The 18087-nt window shown below is 61.3% G+C and carries 20 protein-coding genes; 10 read left to right on the forward strand and 10 right to left on the reverse strand.

Annotated features, from left to right (window positions below; genetic code table 11):
- Positions 1-60: 60 nt before the first annotated feature.
- Positions 61-393, forward strand: coding sequence for a transcriptional regulator SutA (gene sutA / locus ACTJLA_RS01505; protein WP_014720461.1), 333 nt, complete (start codon positions 61-63; stop codon positions 391-393).
- Between the two features lie 188 nt (positions 394-581).
- Here sutA and ACTJLA_RS01510 read toward each other — a convergent pair whose 3' ends face one another.
- Genes ACTJLA_RS01510 through lptM form a run of 6 tightly spaced genes read right to left on the reverse strand, consistent with a single transcriptional unit; the run spans position 582 to position 5169 of the window.
- The gene (locus ACTJLA_RS01510; protein WP_314547561.1) at positions 582-1277 is read right to left on the reverse strand and encodes an HAD-IA family hydrolase; all 696 of its coding nucleotides are present in this window, start codon (positions 1275-1277) and stop codon (positions 582-584) included.
- Entirely contained in the window at positions 1274-2173 is a 900-nt protein-coding gene (xerC, locus tag ACTJLA_RS01515) for a tyrosine recombinase XerC (protein WP_034129054.1), read from the reverse strand. Before xerC ends, ACTJLA_RS01510 begins: the two co-directional genes overlap by 4 nt.
- Before the next feature lie 2 nt (positions 2174-2175).
- Complete coding sequence (locus ACTJLA_RS01520; RefSeq protein WP_054896015.1) at positions 2176-2892, reverse strand: DUF484 family protein; 717 nt, start codon at positions 2890-2892, stop codon at positions 2176-2178.
- Between the two features lie 13 nt (positions 2893-2905).
- A complete protein-coding gene (dapF, locus tag ACTJLA_RS01525) occupies positions 2906-3736 on the reverse strand; it encodes a diaminopimelate epimerase (protein WP_034129052.1) in 831 nt (276 codons plus the stop codon).
- A 3-nt stretch (positions 3737-3739) separates the two neighbouring features.
- Complete coding sequence (lysA, locus tag ACTJLA_RS01530; RefSeq protein WP_034129051.1) at positions 3740-4987, reverse strand: diaminopimelate decarboxylase; 1248 nt, start codon at positions 4985-4987, stop codon at positions 3740-3742.
- Positions 4988-5001: 14 nt separating this feature from the next.
- Entirely contained in the window at positions 5002-5169 is a 168-nt protein-coding gene (lptM, locus tag ACTJLA_RS01535) for an LPS translocon maturation chaperone LptM (RefSeq protein WP_003195417.1), read from the reverse strand.
- A gap of 238 nt (positions 5170-5407) precedes the next feature.
- On the opposite strand from lptM, the gene cyaY reads away from it, so the two are divergent.
- The 3 genes from cyaY to rnk all read left to right on the forward strand — a co-directional run bounded on the left by cyaY (position 5408) and on the right by rnk (position 6506).
- On the forward strand, positions 5408-5740 hold the full coding sequence (cyaY, locus tag ACTJLA_RS01540; RefSeq protein ID WP_034129050.1) for an iron donor protein CyaY: 333 nt from the start codon (positions 5408-5410) through the stop codon (positions 5738-5740).
- Positions 5740-5961 carry a DUF1289 domain-containing protein gene (locus ACTJLA_RS01545; RefSeq protein WP_215908744.1) on the forward strand — a complete coding sequence of 74 codons (222 nt, stop codon included), beginning with the start codon at positions 5740-5742 and terminating at the stop codon, positions 5959-5961. The genes cyaY and ACTJLA_RS01545 overlap by 1 nt, the downstream gene beginning before the upstream one ends.
- Positions 5962-6092: 131 nt before the next feature.
- On the forward strand, positions 6093-6506 hold the full coding sequence (rnk, locus tag ACTJLA_RS01550; protein WP_034129049.1) for a nucleoside diphosphate kinase regulator: 414 nt from the start codon (positions 6093-6095) through the stop codon (positions 6504-6506).
- Here rnk and ACTJLA_RS01555 read toward each other — a convergent pair.
- From ACTJLA_RS01555 to ACTJLA_RS01565, 3 genes are all read right to left on the reverse strand, one after another.
- Positions 6503-9343, reverse strand: a complete 2841-nt coding sequence (locus ACTJLA_RS01555) for a class I adenylate cyclase (RefSeq protein ID WP_314547578.1) — start codon at positions 9341-9343, stop codon at positions 6503-6505. The genes rnk and ACTJLA_RS01555 overlap by 4 nt on opposite strands.
- A gap of 169 nt (positions 9344-9512) precedes the next feature.
- Positions 9513-9767 carry a TIGR02647 family protein gene (locus tag ACTJLA_RS01560; protein WP_003195403.1) on the reverse strand — a complete coding sequence of 85 codons (255 nt, stop codon included), beginning with the start codon at positions 9765-9767 and terminating at the stop codon, positions 9513-9515.
- A gap of 95 nt (positions 9768-9862) precedes the next feature.
- A complete protein-coding gene (locus ACTJLA_RS01565; RefSeq protein WP_014720450.1) occupies positions 9863-10147 on the reverse strand; it encodes a hypothetical protein in 285 nt (94 codons plus the stop codon).
- A 125-nt stretch (positions 10148-10272) separates the two neighbouring features.
- Here ACTJLA_RS01565 and ACTJLA_RS01570 point away from each other — a divergent pair, with 125 nt between their 5' ends.
- The gene (locus tag ACTJLA_RS01570; protein ID WP_034129047.1) at positions 10273-10932 is read left to right on the forward strand and encodes a glutathione S-transferase family protein; all 660 of its coding nucleotides are present in this window, start codon (positions 10273-10275) and stop codon (positions 10930-10932) included.
- Positions 10933-11005: 73 nt separating this feature from the next.
- Here the strand turns inward: ACTJLA_RS01570 and argH are convergent, their stop codons facing one another.
- Complete coding sequence (argH, locus tag ACTJLA_RS01575) at positions 11006-12400, reverse strand: argininosuccinate lyase (protein ID WP_003195396.1); 1395 nt, start codon at positions 12398-12400, stop codon at positions 11006-11008.
- Positions 12401-12901: 501 nt separating this feature from the next.
- On the opposite strand from argH, the gene ACTJLA_RS01580 reads away from it, so the two are divergent.
- The 5 genes from ACTJLA_RS01580 to ACTJLA_RS01600 all read left to right on the forward strand — a co-directional run bounded on the left by ACTJLA_RS01580 (position 12902) and on the right by ACTJLA_RS01600 (position 17864).
- Positions 12902-13648 carry a LytR/AlgR family response regulator transcription factor gene (locus tag ACTJLA_RS01580; RefSeq protein ID WP_089041516.1) on the forward strand — a complete coding sequence of 249 codons (747 nt, stop codon included), beginning with the start codon at positions 12902-12904 and terminating at the stop codon, positions 13646-13648.
- Positions 13649-13786: 138 nt separating this feature from the next.
- A complete protein-coding gene (hemC, locus tag ACTJLA_RS01585) occupies positions 13787-14728 on the forward strand; it encodes a hydroxymethylbilane synthase (protein WP_034129044.1) in 942 nt (313 codons plus the stop codon).
- Positions 14725-15483: a uroporphyrinogen-III synthase gene (locus tag ACTJLA_RS01590; protein ID WP_054896010.1), complete on the forward strand. Its 759-nt coding sequence runs from the start codon at positions 14725-14727 to the stop codon at positions 15481-15483. Before hemC ends, ACTJLA_RS01590 begins: the two co-directional genes overlap by 4 nt.
- Positions 15484-15501: 18 nt before the next feature.
- Positions 15502-16617, forward strand: coding sequence for a uroporphyrinogen-III C-methyltransferase (locus ACTJLA_RS01595; protein ID WP_034129042.1), 1116 nt, complete (start codon positions 15502-15504; stop codon positions 16615-16617).
- A gap of 5 nt (positions 16618-16622) precedes the next feature.
- On the forward strand, positions 16623-17864 hold the full coding sequence (locus ACTJLA_RS01600) for a heme biosynthesis protein HemY (protein ID WP_034129041.1): 1242 nt from the start codon (positions 16623-16625) through the stop codon (positions 17862-17864).
- Positions 17865-18087 lie beyond the last annotated feature (223 nt).

Raw genomic sequence — 18087 nt, forward strand, 5'->3', positions numbered from 1 at the left:
TCGACAGAGGGTGAAGCTGGGCTATAACTAATCTGCTTTTCGCAAGTCATGAGGTAGAACATGAGCGACGATGATCTGGAACAAGACGACCTCGAAGTAGGTGATGAAGACGACACCGAAGACGGTCTTGAAGTTGCGGCCGAAGACGTTGCTGAGGACGTCGATGACAGTGTTGGCGATGACGCGGCTCCCAAAGCCAAAGGCAAAGCCAAGGCGGCTGTGTCGGTAGACGAGTTGCCGAGCGTTGAAGCCAAGAACAAAGAGCGCGATGCCCTGGCGCGTGCGATGGAAGAGTTCCTCGCTAAAGGCGGCAAAGTGCAGGAAGTCGAGGCCAACGTGGTGGCTGATCCACCGAAGAAGCCGGATAACAAGTACGGCAGCCGACCTATCTGAGGTCTGCCTCCTGCTTGTAAGAAAAAGCCCGCCGTCGCTGCGGGCTTTTTCATGCCTGGAGCAATTTACCGGTTTGCTGCAATACCCTGTGGGAGCTGGCTTGCCTGCGATAGCGGTCTATCTGCGAGCCCTGTGTTGACTGATCCACCGCTATCGCAGGCAAGCCAGCTCCCACATTGGGGTCAGTGTTAGCTCCAGCGACTCAGCAGTGGCGGTAACTCCGTCAGGCTGCGAATCTGCGCATCCGGGTGCTTGTCACCCTCCCAGGCCTTGCCCGTGGGGTTGAACCACACCGCCCGCAGTCCCGCCTGCTGCGCGCCGGCGATGTCATCCCCAGGATGATCGCCCACATGCACTGCCGCGCTGGCGTCCACACCGCCACGTTGCAGTGCTTCATGAAACAGCCGTGCATCCGGCTTGGCGATGCCGATATCTTCAGCGCGCAGGGCAAAGTGAAAGTAGTCCGCCAGGCCCACACGCTGCACATCGGCATTGCCATTGGTGATCACGCCGAGCAGGAAGTGCTGGCGCAGCGCCTTGAGCATCGGCTCGGCTTCCGGAAACACGCTGAGTTGGTGGCGTGCATGGATGAACGCTTCGAAGCAGACATCCGCCATCTCTGTGGCCTCAGGCTGGGGGTAACCGGCCTCCTCGAACGCATGCATCAACACGCGATGACGCAGCAGGCTGATACGGTGTTTGAGTTCGGGATGACGCTGCAGCACCTGCTGGCGCAGGCTGGCAAAATGCTCAAGGGGCAGGTCGCCGACCTTGGACGCGTGGGTCGCCAGCCATTCGCGCATCGACGCTTCGGCGCTGATGATGACGGGTACGTTGTCCCAGAGGGTGTCGTCCAGGTCGAAGGTAATCAGCTTGATACTCATGAGTCGCCGCCCTTGATGCGTTTGGCCCGTGGATGGGCGCTGTCGTACACCGTTGCCAGGTGCTGGAAGTCGAGGTGGGTGTAGATTTGCGTGGTCTTGATATCCGAGTGCCCGAGCAGCTCCTGCACGGCGCGCAGGTCCTGGGAGGATTCGAGCAGGTGGCTGGCAAAGGAATGACGCAACATGTGCGGGTGCAGATTCTGCCCCAGCTCGCGCTCGCCGGCAGCCTTGACCCGCAGTTGAATCGCGCGCGGCCCCAGGCGCCGGCCTTGCTGGCTGACAAACACGGCATCGTCTGCAGGGTTGGTCAGAAGGCGTAGCGGCAGCCATAGCTGCAAGGCTTCGCGGGCTTTCCTGCCCACGGGCAGTACGCGCGTCTTGCTGCCTTTGCCGAGCACTTGCACCAGGCCATCGGCGAGGTCTAACTGATCGAGGTTCAGGCCCGTCAGCTCCGACAGGCGCAGGCCCGAGGAGTAGAACAGCTCCAGGATTGCCTGGTCGCGATGGGCCAGGAAGTCATCCTCGACGGCACCGTCGAGCAATTGCAGGGCGCGGTCTGTGTCCAGGGTCTTGGGCAGGCGCCGTTCGCCTTTGGGCGGTGACAGGCCATTGGCCGGGTCGTGGTCGCACAGGCCTTCGCGATTGAGGTAGTGATAGAGGCCGCGCACCGCCGATAGCAGGCGAGACAGGCTGCGGGAGGATTGGCCCTGTTGGTGCAACCGGGCGACCAGGCTGCGCAGGGCCTGGATATCCAGGGCCTTCCAACTGCTGACGTGCTGTTTTTCGCAATAGGCCAGGACCTTGTTCAAGTCCCGCCGATAAGCTTCCAGCGTGTGGGACGACACCTGGCGCTCATTGCGCAGGTGAGCGCAGTAAGCGTCCAGTTGCCGCTCCATGATCAGCGCACCGCGCGCAGGGTGGTGGTGTGGCGTGGCAGGACGCGGCCCAGCACTTCGGCGATATAGGTCAGGAACAACGTGCCCACCGAGCTTTTGTAGTGCGCCGGGTCGCGGCTGGCGATGGCCAGTACCCCGTGCAAGCCTTGATGGCTGAGGGCGATAACGGCCGTAGAGCCGATCTGCTTGCGCTGTTCGGCGCCAAACAGGAAGTCCAGCTCATGCTCGCGCAAGGTGCCGCTGACGGTCTTGCCTTCGGACAGCAGGCCACCGATGGCCGTCTGCGCTTCGCCACCTGTGACCCAGCGCCCCACCGGCATCGGGTTGTCGCTGAACAGGATCAGGCTGACGAAGGGCACCTGGAAATCCTCGCGCAGGCTGTCTTCCACGGCGATCACCGTTTCTTCCAGGCTGGCGGCATCCATCAGGGCCAGAATCAGGCGGCGGGTCTTGTCGAACAAGCGGTCGTTGTCGCGGGCCACGTCCATCAGATGAGAGAGTCGGTGGCGCATTTCAATGTTGCGCTCGCGCAGGATCTTCATTTGCCGCTCCACCAGCGACACGGTATCGCCGCGCTGGTGGGGGATGCGCAGGGCCGGCAGCAGTTCTTCGTGCTCGACGAAGAAGTCCGGATTAGCCTCAAGGTACGCCGCGACAGCAGCGGCCTCCAGGCTTTCACTCGGGGTAGCGTGTGCGGGTACTTGAGGCTTATCGGTCATTAGCTTGGCTCACTCATAGACGGACCTGTCCTTCGTATACACGCGTGGCTGGCCCGGTCATCATCACCGGGTGGCCAGGGCCTGCCCATTCGATGGACAAACGTCCGCCGGGCAGGTCGATCAACAGTGGCGAATCCATCCACCCCTGGCTGATCGCGGCCACGGCAGCGGCGCAAGCACCGGTGCCGCAAGCCTGGGTTTCGCCGGCGCCGCGTTCCCATACGCGCAATTGCGCACGGTTACGGTCGATCACCTGCAGGAAGCCCACATTGACCCGTGCCGGAAAGCGCGGGTGATGTTCGATCTTCGGCCCCAGTTCATGCACGGGGGCGTTATTGATGTCGGTGACCCGCAGCACCGCATGGGGGTTGCCCATGGACACGGCGGCGACCTCCACGGTTTTGCCCTCCACATCCAGTGGGTAACTGAGGGCCTGCTCGGTGGCCTGGAACGGAATATCCGCCGGCACCAGGCGTGGGGCGCCCATGTTGACGCTGATCTGGCCATCATTGCGGATGTCCAGTTCGATCACGCCACCCTTGGTTTCGACGCGAATCTGGCGTTTGGCAGTCAGGCGTTTGTCGAGCACAAAGCGCGCAAAGCAGCGCGCGCCGTTGCCACACTGTTCCACTTCGGAACCGTCGGAGTTGAAGATCCGGTAACGGAAATCCACCTCCGGGTTGCTCGGCGCCTCGACCAGCAGCAACTGGTCGAAACCGATCCCGGTGTGGCGATCGCCCCACTGTTTGGCGTGCTTGGGCAGGATGTGCGCGTGCTGGCTGACCAGGTCGAGGACCATGAAATCATTACCCAGCCCGTGCATCTTGGTAAAACGCAGCAGCATGGCTTACTCCGGCAGCAGGCTTTCGCCAGCATACAACTCGGCTACCGTCTCGCGGCGACGCACTTCAAATGCTTGATCACCGTCCACCAGCACCTCGGCGGTGCGCCCGCGGGTGTTGTAGTTGGAACTCATGACAAACCCGTAGGCACCGGCCGAATGCACGGCCAGCAGATCACCTTCTTCAAGCGCAAGCTGACGGTCCTTGGCCAGGAAGTCGCCGGTCTCGCAGATGGGCCCGACGATGTCATAGGCGCGGGCGTCGCTTGCGCGCGGCGTCACGGCGGTGACGTCCATCCAGGCCTGGTACAGCGCCGGGCGGATCAGGTCGTTCATCGCCGCATCGACGATGGCGAAATCCTTGTGCTCAGTGTGCTTGAGGTACTCGACCTGGGTCAGCAGCACGCCAGCGTTGGCGACGATGTAGCGGCCTGGCTCGAACATCAGCGTCAGGTCGCGGCCTTCGATGCGTTCGCGCACGGCCTGGATATAATCGGCAATCAGCGGCGGCTCTTCATCGCGATAACGCACGCCCACGCCACCACCGAGGTCGATGTGGTGCAGGTAGATGCCGCACTCGCCCAGGCGGTCGATCAAGGCCAGTAGGCGGTCGAGGGCATCCAGGAACGGTGGCAGGGTGGTAAGTTGCGAGCCGATATGGCAGTCGACACCCAGCACTTCCAGGTTCGGCAGTTGGGCGGCGCGGATGTACACGTCCTCGGCGTCGGCGATGGCAATGCCGAACTTGTTCTCTTTGAGACCGGTGGAGATGTACGGGTGGGTGCCGGCGTCGACATCCGGATTGACGCGCAGGGAGATCGGCGCACGCACGCCCATCTCGGCGGCGACCATTTGCAGGCGCTCCAGCTCGTCGGTGGATTCGACGTTGAAGCAATGCACGCCGACTTCCAGGGCGCGGCGCATGTCTTCGCGGCTCTTGCCGACGCCAGAGAAGACAATTTTGTCCGCCTGGCCGCCGGCGGCCAGTACGCGTTCCAGCTCGCCACGGGATACGATGTCAAAACCAGCGCCAAGACGCGCCAGGACATTGAGTACACCCAGGTTGGAGTTGGCCTTGACTGCGTAGCACACCAGGTGCGGCACGCCGTCGAGGGCGTCGGTGAACGAGCGGTATTGAGCTTCGATATGCGCACGCGAGTACACATAGGTCGGGGTGCCGAAGCGCTGGGCAATCGCGGACAATGCCACGCCTTCCGCGAACAGCTCGCCGTCCCGGTAGTTAAAAGCGTCCATAAGTTTCCCTTAACTTAGTAGGTGTCGTGCTTATGGGCTTTTGACGGCTTTTGCGACGATTGCGCCTGTTCGTTTGGATCTTTGCTGTCATCCGGCAGGTACAACGGGCCTTTCTGGCCACAGGCACTAACGAGGCAAGCGACCGCGACGAGCGCAGCAAGGGAAGAGATCAGGCGCTTCATGGCGAAATCCTTGAATATGCATTAATTGCGCCCGAGTATACCGACCACCCGCCAGCTTGCCTATGCGCCGCACCACCCGTCCGGCGGGGGTTTGCCGAGACAGTAGGGAAGCAGGCTACGATGCCTGGGGATATTTCGTACCGTCATCCGTGATGAAATCAGTATCCTTTGCAATCGGCGAAGCTCGCCCGTATCGTGCGGCGCTTGAGCAAAACCAGACACTTTTGAGGTTGCCACAATGAGTTTGACCGAAGCCCGTTTTCACGACCTGGTGGATGCCACCCAAGAGAAGCTGGAAGATATTTTCGACGACAGCGGCCTGGACGTGGACCTGGAAAGCTCGGCCGGTGTGCTGACGGTCAAGTTCGAGAGCGGCCAGCAATTGATCTTCAGTCGCCAGGAGCCGCTGCGTCAGTTGTGGCTGGCGGCGCGCTCCGGTGGCGTTCACTTCGACTACGATGAAGAAAGCGGCAAATGGCAGTGCGACAAGAGTGAAGAGTTGCTGGGTGAGATGCTTATGCGCCTGGTTCAGGAATACACCGGCGTCGAGCTGGATTTCGACGAGATCTGATGGTGAGTGAGCCTGTAGCCGTACGCCCGCCCAAGCCGCTGTTCAGCAATGTCAGCCCGGCGGTGCCGTCACCTTGTATCAGTTTGTGTCGCCTGGACGAGCGGAAAGTCTGCCTTGGCTGCTTTCGCCATGTGGAAGACATCCGGGAATGGCGCTCTGCCGACGATGCGCGGCGCCGGGTGATCTGCGCCGAGGCCGAGCAGCGCAAGGCGAGCGCCTGACGGCGTCTTGTTTATTTGTGTCGCTGTGGTAGTGTCCGGATACACCTCCATTCATCGAGGTCCGTGAGAACCCCGCCTTTTCCTGGCGGGGTTTTGCTTTTTTGTGCAGAAAAAAGGAGTCTGCCTGAATCATGACCACCGCACCGTCCATCATTCTTACCCGTCTTGACGTGCAGCGTCTGGAGCAACTGATCGACCGCTTGGGCGACGAGTTTCCCGGCGTCGAAGCGTTGCAAGCCGAACTCGACCGCGCCGAAGACGTGGTTGGTCACGATGAAGTGCCTGCGGGTGTCGTGACCATGAATTCCAGCGTGCATTGCCGTGAACAAAGCAGCGGAAAGGACTATCACCTGACGCTGGTCTACCCCAAGCACGCGAACGCCGACGAAGGCAAGATTTCGATCATGGCGCCCGTGGGCAGCGCATTGCTTGGCCTGCAAGTGGGCCAGCACATCGACTGGCCGGCGCCTGGCGGCAAGACCCTCAAGCTGGAATTGCTCAGCGTCGAAGGCCAGCCCAAAGATGGCGGCGCCTTCCCGCTCTAAACCTGATCCAAGGCCGCATTGAGTGACTGTTCCAGTTCGGCTTTATAGCGCAGGTACAGATTGCTTGGGCTTTGCACATCACCGAGCAGCCCCGACAGATCCAGATCAGTGATATAGCCGCGGTAACGCTCGGTTTCCCGACGTTGCCCGACGATCTCCCGGGCGACCACTGCAAACAGCTGGTCGCCAAATTCCAGTTCGGAAAACTCCCGCTGATTACAGTACAGGGTGATCCCTACCTGGCCTGGCGCGCCTTTACCGATGATGGCCTGCACGTCATAAAACGCCTTGTTGGGCGGGTCTTGCGGGGCCGGTCGTGGCTCCACGCCCCGCGCCCGGCCGTTGCCCGATGGCAACAGTTGGTAGTACAGGATCTGTACTTCGCCCGCAGGTTGCTGGGTGTCCAGGGACAATAGCGCTTCCCGGCGGTACAGGATCGATTGCAAAAAGCGTTGCAGTGGGGCCAAGAGGCTTTGCTCATCATGAAACGGCAAGCGCTGTTGCCAGAGCGCGTTGAATTCGTCGAGCACATAGACGTCGGCGAAGCCTTCATTGACCCGGTAGAACACCTGCACACACTCGGCTTGGCCCATGGGCAGCAGCAGCGCCAGGTCGTGGTCTTCCAAGGCCATGGCGTCCAGGTGCCACGGGCTGTAGCTGGCCAGCTCCTCGCTAAGGTAAGCGATCAGCGCGTCCTGAGTCGGCAGTGATACATGGGTGGCTTGGCCCGGTACCAGTTCCATGACGTGATAATGCTGTTGCACCTGGAGCAGGTAGCGATGATTGCCCTGGCCGAGCAGCAGATGCTGCGCGGTGTCGAATACTTCTTCCACCCGCTGGGCAATGAACTGTGCCCGGTTGTGACAAAAACAACGCACTCGCAGGCGTGGCAGATGGTTCGATGGCAATTGGTTGAGATAGTCGCGCAGGCAGTCGAGCAGGGCGTGCGGGCCGTCATAGCGGCTGACCATTACTTCGTTCCAACTGTTGAGCGTGACTTGGTCCAGAGTCAGCACCAGGTTGTCGCGCACGCCGGCATAGCTCAGGGAGTCGGTGCGCTCCGTGGTCATCAGAATATTCAGGTCGCGATGATGCTTGAGCGGGTCAACCCCGACGTTGATCAGCAGCAGCACCTCTTCTGGCACTGCCGGGCGCAGCAAGCGGACCTCGTCGACACTGGCCAGGGGCAGGGTGATGGTCTGTTGCAGGCTGCCCAGCAGGTTGAACAGCTCGAACTCGGTCATGTCACTGGTGCCGGGGTGCAGCGCCAGGCGGGTGCTGCTGTCGATCACGCCGTTGCGATGGCACCAGGTGAGCATTTCCAGCAGGTCGCGGCTGCGTTTGATCGGTGCAAAGTGTTCCCATTCGAGAGCGGTAAGGTTGCCGTTATACAGGCCCCAATGGTATTGGCCCGGCTCCTTGCGGTTGGGCGACTGCACCAGAGTCAAGGTATCTTCGGCCAGGTCAGGGGCGATGCCGGGGTTGATGAACTCGACCTTGCCGGCCTTGCGCTCGAACGCCGCGTACAAGCGGCGGCCCAGTACATTGAGTTCGCGCTTATTGACCGCGCTGGCGGTCTGTTCGCTGCGGGTGAACTGCGTGAGGAAGCGGTAGCTGTAGTTCAACTCATTGACCAGAGCACGGCGCTCGGAGGCGACCTGGCGCACTTTCCATTGGCTGCGGCTGTCCAGCAGGGCCAGTTGGCGCGTGTCCCAGCTCCACTCCTGCGCCAGGCGTTCCAGCAGTTGCCGTTGCCAACCGGCGGTGCGCTGGCCGGCGCTGAGCTTGCGGTTGACCTTCAGGTACAGGCTGCGCCGCACCAATTCCAGGCGCTCCAGCTCGTTGCGGGCCTTGAGGTACTCCTCGATACGGCGGTAGACCATGATGTACGGGTCCAACTCATCCAGGTCTACCTGATGGCTGAACACCGCCTGTTTGAAGCGCAGGCTCAGGCAGCGCACGTTCGGGTGTTCGCTGGCGTAGACCTCGGTCAGCAGCAGCTTGAGCACCGACTTGTAGGGCGACTCGATGCCCTTGAACAGTTGCCACAGCCCGGCCCCGATAAACTCCCCTGGAGGAATATGAGCCAGATGGCCGAGGTCGAGGGTTTCATCGGTGCGGATAAAACGCTTGGACACCAGGGTGTGAGTAAATTCGGCGTAGCGGCTTTCTTCGTAGACCGGCACCAGCCACCAGATGGGCGTGCGCCCGGCCAGCCAGATCGCGGTGCGATAGAACTCATCCAACAACAGGTAGTGCTGGGTGGTGCCGCAGTCGTCGGAACTCAGTTGCGTATCGCGATCACCCAACACAAAGCGCGTCGGGTCGATCAGGAAGAAATGCGCTTCGGCGCCCATGCCCAAGGCCCAGGTTTCCAGCAGTTGGCACTTTTTGCGCAGCTCGGCCAGCTCGGTTTCGCTCAAGTCGGGAGCGTGGCACACCCACACGTCCATATCGCTTTGATCGGCCTGGGCCAGGGTGCCAAGGCTGCCCATCAGGAACAAGCCGTGGATCGGCGTAGGCGGGTTGCCGTGGCGCGGTTTATAGGAGAACGAACGGGTCAGGCGCTGGGCATCGGCCAGGGCCTGAGCGTCCGGTTCGAAATTCGACAGCCCGGCCGGCGTGCTGCTAGAGACATAGCCCGGCAAGAGCGGGTGATTGACGTGGAAAAACAGCGGCAACAAGGCCAGCACGCTTTGCTGACGTGGCGTCAGCCCCTCGACGGCCCGGGCCATGCGGCCTTGATTGAGGGTCATGAAACGCGCGCGCAGTTGGGTCAGCACCTTGCGGTCGATGCCTTCGTCCAGATCGGGGCGGATTTCATGGGTGCGGGTCATGTCGAACTCGTTGGCTCGCAGGGCCCGACGCGGGCGGCCATGCAGGAGTTTACAGACAGTAGCGTAGGAGTTTTAGAGGGAAATGGCTTTTTGGCGTCAGAATTCTGTATGCCGCGCAGCAGTGCCCGCGGAATCCGCAGGCGGCGGACTCCATGGGCAGTATCAGGTATCAGGCGGCTTCTTTGGTGCTGGCAGTGGTGAGGATGGTCAGCAGGGTTTGGGCTTGCTCGGCAGCGTCCCGGCCAAGACTCGTCAGGTAGCCCCCGTCCGGTTGGTCGATCAGCCCTTTGGCATGGAGGCGCTTGGCAGCGGCGATGGCAGTGGGGGCGGCAGTCTGATGGACTTTCAAGCCTTCCTTGGTGCTGTCCAAGGGGAAGAGTACAAGGATTTCCAGTTCGGCAACCAACTCAGGGGTATACGACATAAGGACTCCAGACTTTCTAAAATTTATTAGAGGCTAGCAGGCCATAAGGTGAACGCACTTTGCCGAACTGTCCAGCGTGTTGCTGCGTGCCGGGGTTATTCCTTTTCCGGCGGCAGCTCGGGCAGTGCCCGCAGTGCCGTTTCATACCACTCGGTATTGAAGGCGCGGTCATCTTCGAGCATGGCATCGATCTCGAACGCCAGCACGTGAGCCATCAGATTCAGGATATCTTCGCGCTCGTAACCCACCAGGGTCAGTTTGTTGAACGTAGCCTTGGCCGCTGGCGGGTTATCGCTCTCGATCTGGTTCTCGATGGCTTCGATCAGCGTGGTCTCGGTGAATTCTTCTTCGTCGTTGTCGATATCGGTCGGCTCGCTCATGGCAGGCTCCTCAAGGAAAGGGCGTCAGTCTACCCCCATTCAGGTGGGTGATGCTGCTGGTCAGGGTGCCCTCAAGGATCTATAACTCTTGCAGCCAACCCCACACCCGGCCTGGAGGCTTTGCGATGCTCAAGCTTTACGGATTTTCGGTCAGCAACTACTACAACATGGTCAAGCTGGCGCTGTTGGAGAAAGGACTGCCCTTCGAAGAAGTGCCTTTTTACGCCGGGCAAACCCCCGAAGCTTTGGCGGTCAGCCCCCGCGGCAAAGTGCCCGTGCTGGGTGTGAAGCAGGGGTTCATCAACGAAACCAGCGTCATCCTCGAATACCTCGAGCAGAGCCAGGAAGGCCCGGCGCTGTTGCCCGCCGACCCGTTTGCGCGGGCTCAGGTGTTGGCGTTGTGCCGTGAGATCGAGCTGTACATCGAACTGCCTGCGCGGGCGTGTTACGCCGAGGCTTTTTTCGGCATGACGGTGCCGGAGGCGATCAAGGAAAAATCCAGGGCCGAGCTGCTGCTTGGGATGGGTACGTTAGGCCGGCACGGTAAGTTTGCGCCTTATGTGGCAGGTGAGAGCTTCACCCTCGCGGACCTGTATTTCATGTACAGCCTCAGCCTGGCCTGCGGTGTGGGCGAAAAGCTGTTTGGGCTGGACCTGCTGGAGCAGTTGCCGAAGGCGAAGGCATTGTTGGCGCGCCTGAATGAGATGCCCAATGCGCAGAAGGTAGAGGCGGACAGGCAGGCGGCGATGCCGGCGTTCATGGCGATGATTGCGGCCAAGAAATAGAGTCGCTTTTGTGGCGAGGGAGCTTGCTCCCGCTGGAGTGCGAAGCGCTCCNAGCAAGCTCCTCGCCACGGTTTTAGCGGCTGGCGAGCAATTCTTTGCCGCGCACGACCGCTGCCTTGACCTGTGCCGGCGCAGTGCCGCCCACATGGTTACGGGCATTCACCGAGCCTTCCAGGGTCAGCACGGCAAACACATCCTGCTCGATCTGGTCGCTGAACTGGCGCAGTTCTTCCAGGCTCATTTCCGCAAGGTCCTTGCCGGTGTCCACACCGTACTTCACGGCGTGGCCAACGATTTCGTGGCAGTCACGGAACGGCAGGCCACGGCGCACCAGGTAGTCCGCCAGGTCCGTCGCGGTGGAGAATCCGCGCAGTGCCGCTTCACGCATGATCGCGTGCTTGGGCTTGATCGCCGGGATCATGTCGGCAAAGGCGCGCAGCGAGTCGCGCAGGGTGTCGGCGGCGTCGAAGAGCGGTTCCTTGTCTTCCTGGTTGTCCTTGTTGTAGGCCAGTGGTTGGCCTTTCATCAGGGTCAGCAGGCCCATCAGCGCGCCAAACACACGGCCGCTCTTGCCACGCACCAGCTCTGGCACGTCGGGGTTTTTCTTTTGCGGCATGATCGAGCTGCCGGTGCAGAAGCGGTCTGGCAGGTCGATGAACTGGAATTGCGCGCTGGTCCATAGCACCAGCTCTTCGGAGAAGCGCGACAGGTGCATCATCGCGATGCTGGCTGCGGCGCAGAATTCAATGGCGAAGTCACGGTCCGACACGCCGTCCAAAGAATTGCCGCCCACGGCGTCAAAGCCCAGCAGTTGTGCGGTGTACTCACGGTCGATCGGGTAGGTGGTGCCGGCCAGTGCAGCGCTGCCCAGCGGCATGCGGTTGGCGCGCTTGCGGCAATCGACCAGGCGTTCGTAGTCGCGGCTGAGCATTTCGAACCAGGCCAGCAGGTGGTGGCCGAAGGTCACGGGTTGTGCGGTCTGCAGGTGGGTGAAGCCGGGCATGATGGTGTCCGATTCACGCTCGGCCTGCTCCAGCAAGCCTTTTTGCAGGCGGGTGATTTCGCCCAGGATCAGGTCGATCTCATCGCGCAGCCATAGGCGGATATCGGTGGCGACCTGGTCGTTACGGCTACGGCCGGTGTGCAGTTTTTTGCCGGTCACGCCGATGCGATCAGTGAGGCGTGCCTCGATGTTCATGTGCACGTCTTCGAGGTCTACGCGCCAGTCGAACGTCCCTGCCTCGATCTCACCGCGGATGGTGGTCAGGCCGTCGATAATGCTGTCACGCTCGGCGTCGGTCAGCACGCCGACCTTGGCCAGCATCGTAGCGTGGGCGATGGAGCCCATGATGTCGTGGCGGTAAAGGCGTTGATCGAAGGTGACGGAGGCGGTGAAGCGCGCGACGAAGGCGTCGACGGGTTCACTGAAGCGGCCGCCCCAGGACTGGTTGGTCTTGTCGGTGCTCATGGATTCGCTCGTGATCTGCTTAAAAGAGGCATGAAGGTGTGCAGGCGATCATAACAGGGTTGCCCGTGGAGGCGGTGCTGCGGGTGGTCGGCAATTTTATTTGTGTAAGAGATGGCTAAGTGCCTTGCCGCCGACCGCATCCGGGACGAGACTGGTGACAGGTACTTATTGAAACGATATTTGACGATTGAGCAATGTCGCCTCAGTGAGCGTCTACAGTTGGACTGATAGTGTGTGAATGCACCAAAGTCGGGTGATGCGGTCATAACCAGACTATCCATTAAACAGGGGGGTATTCGGATTGTTTATCAGTGAACCCTACGACGATGCCCGAATGCAGCGGGTCTTGGGCGCTATTGAACAGGTCCGGGTAAATTTGGGTGCCATTCTCAGGGCACTTTTTGCCGCTCGCGCTAGTCTTAGCGTGGATCGCTGTGACGTCAGTCACCGCACCTGTCTACGCTATCCTTGTGCGAGACTCACGCAGGAATCCAGCGCAATATGAATGTCCTGATCGTTGATGACGAACCCCAAGCCCGCGAGCGACTGAGCCGTCTGGTCAGTGAACTTGAGGGTTATTCAGTCCTTGAACCGAGTGCCACCAGTGGCGAGGAGGCGTTGACGCTGATCGACAGCCACAAGCCCGATGTAGTGCTGCTCGATATCCGGATGCCGGGCTTTGATGGCCTGCAGGTCGCCGCCCGCCTGAGCGAACGCGAATCGCCGCCTGCCGTGGTGTTGTGTGCGGCGCAGGATGAGTTTTCTGCACAGGCGCTGGAAGACAGCGGTGTCAGTTTTCTCGTCAAGCCGGCCACTGCTGAAGCCTTGCTCAAAGCCTTGAAAAAAGCCGAGCGTCCCAGCCGCGCCCAACTGGCTGCCTTGACGCAACCGGCTGCGCAAAGTGGTAACGGGCCGCGCAGCCATATCAGCGCGCGTACCCGCAAGGGCATCGAACTGATCCCACTCGCCCAGGTGGTCTACTTTATTGCCGATCACAAATACGTGACCTTGCGCCACGAGACCGGTGAAGTGTTGCTCGATGAGCCGCTCAAGGCGCTTGAAGACGAGTTTGGCGAGCGTTTCGTGCGCATTCATCGCAACGCGCTGGTCGCCCGTGAACGTATCGAGCGCCTGCAGCGCACGCCCCTGGGGCACTTTCAGTTATTCCTGAAGGGGCTCAATGGCGATGCGTTGATCGTCAGCCGACGCCATGTCGCTGGCGTGCGCAAAATGATGCAGCAGCTTTAGCCCAAGGGCTGCGGCGCGGTCTGCATTCCTTATCCCGGTGCGACGTGGCCAGGGAGGCCCCGCACTTGCTGATTCAAATCAAAGCGTATTTGCCTGAGCTGTTATTATCCGCCGTATCTATTCAGTACGGATTGATCCATGTCCTCTCGCGAAATCCGCATCGCCACCCGTAAAAGCGCCTTGGCCTTGTGGCAGGCCGAATACGTCAAAGCACGCCTTGAGCAGGCCCATCCCGGCCTCAAGGTCTCCCTGGTGCCCATGGTCAGTCGCGGCGATAAGCTGCTGGACTCGCCACTGTCCAAAATCGGCGGCAAGGGCCTGTTCGTCAAGGAATTGGAAACTGCGCTGCTGGATAACGAAGCCGACATCGCCGTGCATTCGATGAAAGACGTGCCCATGGACTTCCCTGAAGGCCTGGGCCTTTTTTGTATCTGCGAGCGCGAAGACCCGCGCGACGCCTTCGTTTCCAACACCTTCGCGTCTCTGGACGAATTGCCGCCAGGCAGTATCGTCGGCACCTCCAGCCTGCGTCGCCAGGCCCAGTTGCTGACGCGGCGTCCCGACCTGCAGATCCGCTTTTTGCGTGGCAACGTCAACACGCGCCTCGCCAAGCTGGACGCCGGCGAATACGACGCGATCATCCTCGCCGCTGCCGGCCTGATCCGCCTGGGCTTTGAAGACCGCATCACCTCGGCCATCAGCGTCGAAGACAGCCTGCCCGCTGGCGGGCAGGGCGCAGTCGGCATCGAATGTCGCACCGCCGACAGCGAAATTCACGCACTGCTCAAGCCTCTCGATCACGCGGACACCGAAGTGCGTGTTACCGCCGAGCGTGCCTTGAACAAACACCTCAACGGTGGCTGCCAAGTGCCCATCGCCTGCTATGCCGTACTCGAAGGTGAGAACCTGTGGCTTCGTGGCTTGGTCGGTGATCCGGACGGCGGTAACCTGCTGACCGCCGAGGTGCGTGGGCCGCAGCGTGATGCCACGGCCCTGGGGATTCAGGTTGCCGAGGAACTGCTGGAAAAAGGCGCGGGTGCCATTTTGCAAAAAGTCTATGGCGAGGCCGGCCCGCAGTGACCAAATGGCGAGTGCTGCTGACGCGGCCTGCCGAGGAGTCGACGGCCGTGGCGGCGTTATTGGCCAAGAGCGGCATTCACAGCAGCTGCCTGCCTTTGCTGGAGACCGAAGCCTTGCCGGTGACTGCTGAGCAACGCGCGGTATTCGGCGCGCTGCCGCGCTATTGTGCCGTCATCGTGGTGAGCAAGCCGGCTGCACGCCTGGCGTTGCAGCGGTTGGGGGACAGTGTGCCGCCAATGCCCTGGTTCAGTGTCGGCGCGGCGACGGCACAGATACTGGCCGATCATGGCCTCAAGGTTCACTATCCCGCCACTGGCGACGATAGCGAGGCCTTGCTTGAACTGCCCGCCTTGCGCGAGGCTATTGCACTGCCGGGCGGCCGGGTGTTGATCCTGCGCGGCGAGGGCGGGCGTGAGTTGCTGGCAGAGCGTTTACGCGAGCAAGGTGCTAGTGTCGATTACCTGGAATTGTATCGGCGTTTTCTTCCGGTGTATGAAAAGGGCGCGTTGATGCAACGCATCCAGTTGGAACGCTTGAACGGCCTGGTGGTCAGCAGTGGGCAGGGTTTTTTACACCTGCACGCGTCAGCCGGCCCCGATTGGCCAGAGGTGGCACAGCTGCCGTTGTTCGTGCCCAGCCCGCGTGTATATGAAATGGCGCGTGCTGCGGGTGCAGAAAAAGTTGTGGATTGTCGCGGCGCGAGTGCCGCGGCTTTGTTAGTGGCGTTAGGGAGCTATCCCGTTCCCACTCTCTGATACGCAAAGGACGGATACGTGAGCGAAACAGCCTTGCCTAAAGATGAAGCTCAGCCCGCGCTTGATGCGCCGGTCGAGACACCGGTCAGCGCGCCACGCCGTGGCAATGGCCTGGCCGTCGTCGCCTTGCTGTTGGGCGCTGCGGGCGTAGCCGCCGGCGGCTGGGGGATCTGGCAGGTCCGTGCCCTGCAAGCCAGCAGCCAGCACCAACTGGGCCAGGTGCAGACCCTGGATGACCAGTCCCAGAGCCTCAAGCAAGGCCAGCAACAGCTGGCCGCCCGCCTGGCGCAGTTGCCGGGTGCGGATGAGCTGGAAGAGCGTCGCCGCCTGGTCACGCAGTTGCAGGGAGATCAGCAGCGCCTCAACCAGCGTCTGGAAACCGTGTTGGGTGCCAGCCGCAAGGACTGGCGCCTGGCCGAGGCCGAGCATCTGATCCGTCTGGCCAGCTTGCGTTTGTCCGCCTTGCAAGACATTAACAGCGCCCAGTCGCTGGTCCAGGGTGCCGACGAGATTCTTCGCGAACAGAGCGACCCAGGGGCTTTCGCTGCACGGGAGCAATTGGCCAAGAGCCTGGCCGCGCTGCGCAGCACCGAGCAACCGGACCGTACCGGCCTGTACCTGCAATTGGCTGCCTTGCGTGACCAGGTGGTGCAACTGGCGGCGATTGCCCCGGAGTATCAGCTCACGGAGCCTGCTTCCCAGGGGCGCCCCACCAGCGATACGCAGAACCAGTTGAGCCAGTGGTGGGAGCAGATCTCCCGTTATTTCCGCATTGACTTCAACCCGGATGACAACATCCGTCCCTTGCTGGCAGGCCAAGGCCTGAACCAAGTGCGCCTGGCCTTGAGCCTGGCACTGGAGCAAGCCCAATGGGCTGCGCTTAACGGCGAGGCGGCCGTCTACAGCCGCTCGTTGGGGGAAGCGCGCAGCGTGTTGCAGGACAACTTCAACCAGGACAACCCGCAGAGCAAGGCGATGCTGGCGCGCATTGCCGAGCTTGAGCCCAAGGCCGTGTCCGTGGTCACGCCTGACCTGGCCGCGAGCCTGGCCGCTGTGCAGGCGTACCTTGAGCGTCGTCATCTGTCGGCCGACGAAGCCAAGGCCGCGGCTGGCAAACCGGCGACCCAGGAGTAGAGCTGATGAAGCGTTTCTATGTGATCCTGGTGCTCGCAATTGCGCTCGCCCTGGCCCTGGGTGTAGGCATTTCGAAGCACACCGGCTACGTGTTGATTACCTATCCTCACCTGCTGCATTACGAATCAAGCCTGTGGGCGACATTGGTGGCGGTGTTTGCCATCGGCCTGGCGATTTATCTGGTCCGCGTGTTGTGGAGCCTGGTCACCACATCCGGTGGCGTGGTCAACCCCTGGTCACGGCGCAATCGCAGCCGCCGTGTTCAGATCGCTATCGAGCAAGGCCAGATGGACCTCGCCGAGGGACGTTGGGCCAGTGCGGAGCGCCACTTGCACCGCGCCGCCGAAGCAGAGCGTCAGCCGCTGCTGTATTACATCGGTGCCGCCCGTGCGGCTAATGAACAGGGCCGTTATGAGGAATCCGACGGCTTGCTGGAGCGCGCTCTGGAGCGCCAGCCCCAGGCCGAACTGGCCATTGCCTTGAGCCACGCGCAATTGCAGATGGATCGAGGTGATACGGAAGGCGCGCTGGTCACTCTTCAGGCGATGCATGAGCGTCACCCGCATAACGCGCAAGTGCTGCGACAACTGCAACGCCTGCATCAACAGCGTGGCGATTGGTCGTCTGTGATTCGCCTGCTGCCTGAGCTGCGCAAGGACAAAGTCTTGCCCGCCAATGAACTGGCCGAGCTGGAGCGTCGCGCCTGGGGCGAGAACCTGAGCCTGGCGGCCCAGCGTGAAGAGCAAGGCGAAGCAGGGTTGCAGTCCTTGGAACGCGCATGGGAGCAACTGACCACTGCCCAGCGCCAACAGCCACAACTGGTGTTGGCGTATGCCGACCAACTGCGTCGATTGGGCGCGGATGCCAAGGCCGAAGAAGTGCTGCGTGGTGCTCTCAAGCGCGGTTATGACAGCCACTTGATCCGGTTGTACGGCCTGTTGCGCGGCAGTGATCCTGCGCGCCAATTGAAGTTTGCCGAAGGCTGGCTCAAGGACCACCCAGGCGATGCCAGCCTGTTGCTGACGCTGGGCCGTCTGTGCCTGCAAAACAGTCTGTGGGGCAAGGCGCGGGATTATCTGGAAAGCAGCCTGCAAGTGCAGCGCAATCCCGAAGCCTGCGCCGAATTGGCTCGCCTGCTGGCCCAATTGGGCGACACCGAGCGCAGCAACCAGCTGTTTCAGGAAGGCTTGGGATTGCTCGACAATCGCCTGCTGTCTTCGCCGCTGCCGGTGCCTGCGCGAGCTTGAAGTAGGAAAGGGTGAGTGGGTTGGCTCGGACCGATCCGACACCCGCTCCTTCAACGCTTGAAAACACTCGGTTTAACTGGCCTTGTTACTAATTCCTACCTGCTGTAACTGAATTTCCTCGGGCCCGTGGCGGGATGTCCTTATGTTTTCGAGGAAATGTCTGCTCTAGGGCGTATTGAAAGGGGTCGGGCCTTTCCTCTACCGTAGCGACCTATCTCTTGCA

The organism is Pseudomonas sp. 22072 (assembly GCF_052046095.1).
Lineage (GTDB): Bacteria > Pseudomonadota > Gammaproteobacteria > Pseudomonadales > Pseudomonadaceae > Aquipseudomonas > Aquipseudomonas paracarnis.

What these genes read in the sequence shown, in the direction of transcription:
- ACTJLA_RS01565 (WP_014720450.1), bottom strand. Translation starts at nt 10,147, where the DNA reads ATGAGCGAGCCGACCGATATCGACAACGACGAAGAAGAATTCACCGAG.
- rnk (WP_034129049.1), top strand. Translation starts at nt 6,093, where the DNA reads ATGACCACCGCACCGTCCATCATTCTTACCCGTCTTGACGTGCAGCGT.
- ACTJLA_RS01545 (WP_215908744.1), top strand. Translation starts at nt 5,740, where the DNA reads ATGGTGAGTGAGCCTGTAGCCGTACGCCCGCCCAAGCCGCTGTTCAGC.
- sutA (WP_014720461.1), top strand. Translation starts at nt 61, where the DNA reads ATGAGCGACGATGATCTGGAACAAGACGACCTCGAAGTAGGTGATGAA.
- argH (WP_003195396.1), bottom strand. Translation starts at nt 12,400, where the DNA reads ATGAGCACCGACAAGACCAACCAGTCCTGGGGCGGCCGCTTCAGTGAA.
- ACTJLA_RS01560 (WP_003195403.1), bottom strand. Translation starts at nt 9,767, where the DNA reads ATGTCGTATACCCCTGAGTTGGTTGCCGAACTGGAAATCCTTGTACTC.
- xerC (WP_034129054.1), bottom strand. Translation starts at nt 2,173, where the DNA reads ATGGAGCGGCAACTGGACGCTTACTGCGCTCACCTGCGCAATGAGCGC.
- ACTJLA_RS01570 (WP_034129047.1), top strand. Translation starts at nt 10,273, where the DNA reads ATGCTCAAGCTTTACGGATTTTCGGTCAGCAACTACTACAACATGGTC.
- ACTJLA_RS01510 (WP_314547561.1), bottom strand. Translation starts at nt 1,277, where the DNA reads ATGAGTATCAAGCTGATTACCTTCGACCTGGACGACACCCTCTGGGAC.
- cyaY (WP_034129050.1), top strand. Translation starts at nt 5,408, where the DNA reads ATGAGTTTGACCGAAGCCCGTTTTCACGACCTGGTGGATGCCACCCAA.
- dapF (WP_034129052.1), bottom strand. Translation starts at nt 3,736, where the DNA reads ATGCTGCTGCGTTTTACCAAGATGCACGGGCTGGGTAATGATTTCATG.
- lysA (WP_034129051.1), bottom strand. Translation starts at nt 4,987, where the DNA reads ATGGACGCTTTTAACTACCGGGACGGCGAGCTGTTCGCGGAAGGCGTG.
- ACTJLA_RS01555 (WP_314547578.1), bottom strand. Translation starts at nt 9,343, where the DNA reads ATGACCCGCACCCATGAAATCCGCCCCGATCTGGACGAAGGCATCGAC.
- hemC (WP_034129044.1), top strand. Translation starts at nt 13,787, where the DNA reads ATGTCCTCTCGCGAAATCCGCATCGCCACCCGTAAAAGCGCCTTGGCC.
- ACTJLA_RS01580 (WP_089041516.1), top strand. Translation starts at nt 12,902, where the DNA reads ATGAATGTCCTGATCGTTGATGACGAACCCCAAGCCCGCGAGCGACTG.
- ACTJLA_RS01600 (WP_034129041.1), top strand. Translation starts at nt 16,623, where the DNA reads ATGAAGCGTTTCTATGTGATCCTGGTGCTCGCAATTGCGCTCGCCCTG.
- lptM (WP_003195417.1), bottom strand. Translation starts at nt 5,169, where the DNA reads ATGAAGCGCCTGATCTCTTCCCTTGCTGCGCTCGTCGCGGTCGCTTGC.
- ACTJLA_RS01520 (WP_054896015.1), bottom strand. Translation starts at nt 2,892, where the DNA reads ATGACCGATAAGCCTCAAGTACCCGCACACGCTACCCCGAGTGAAAGC.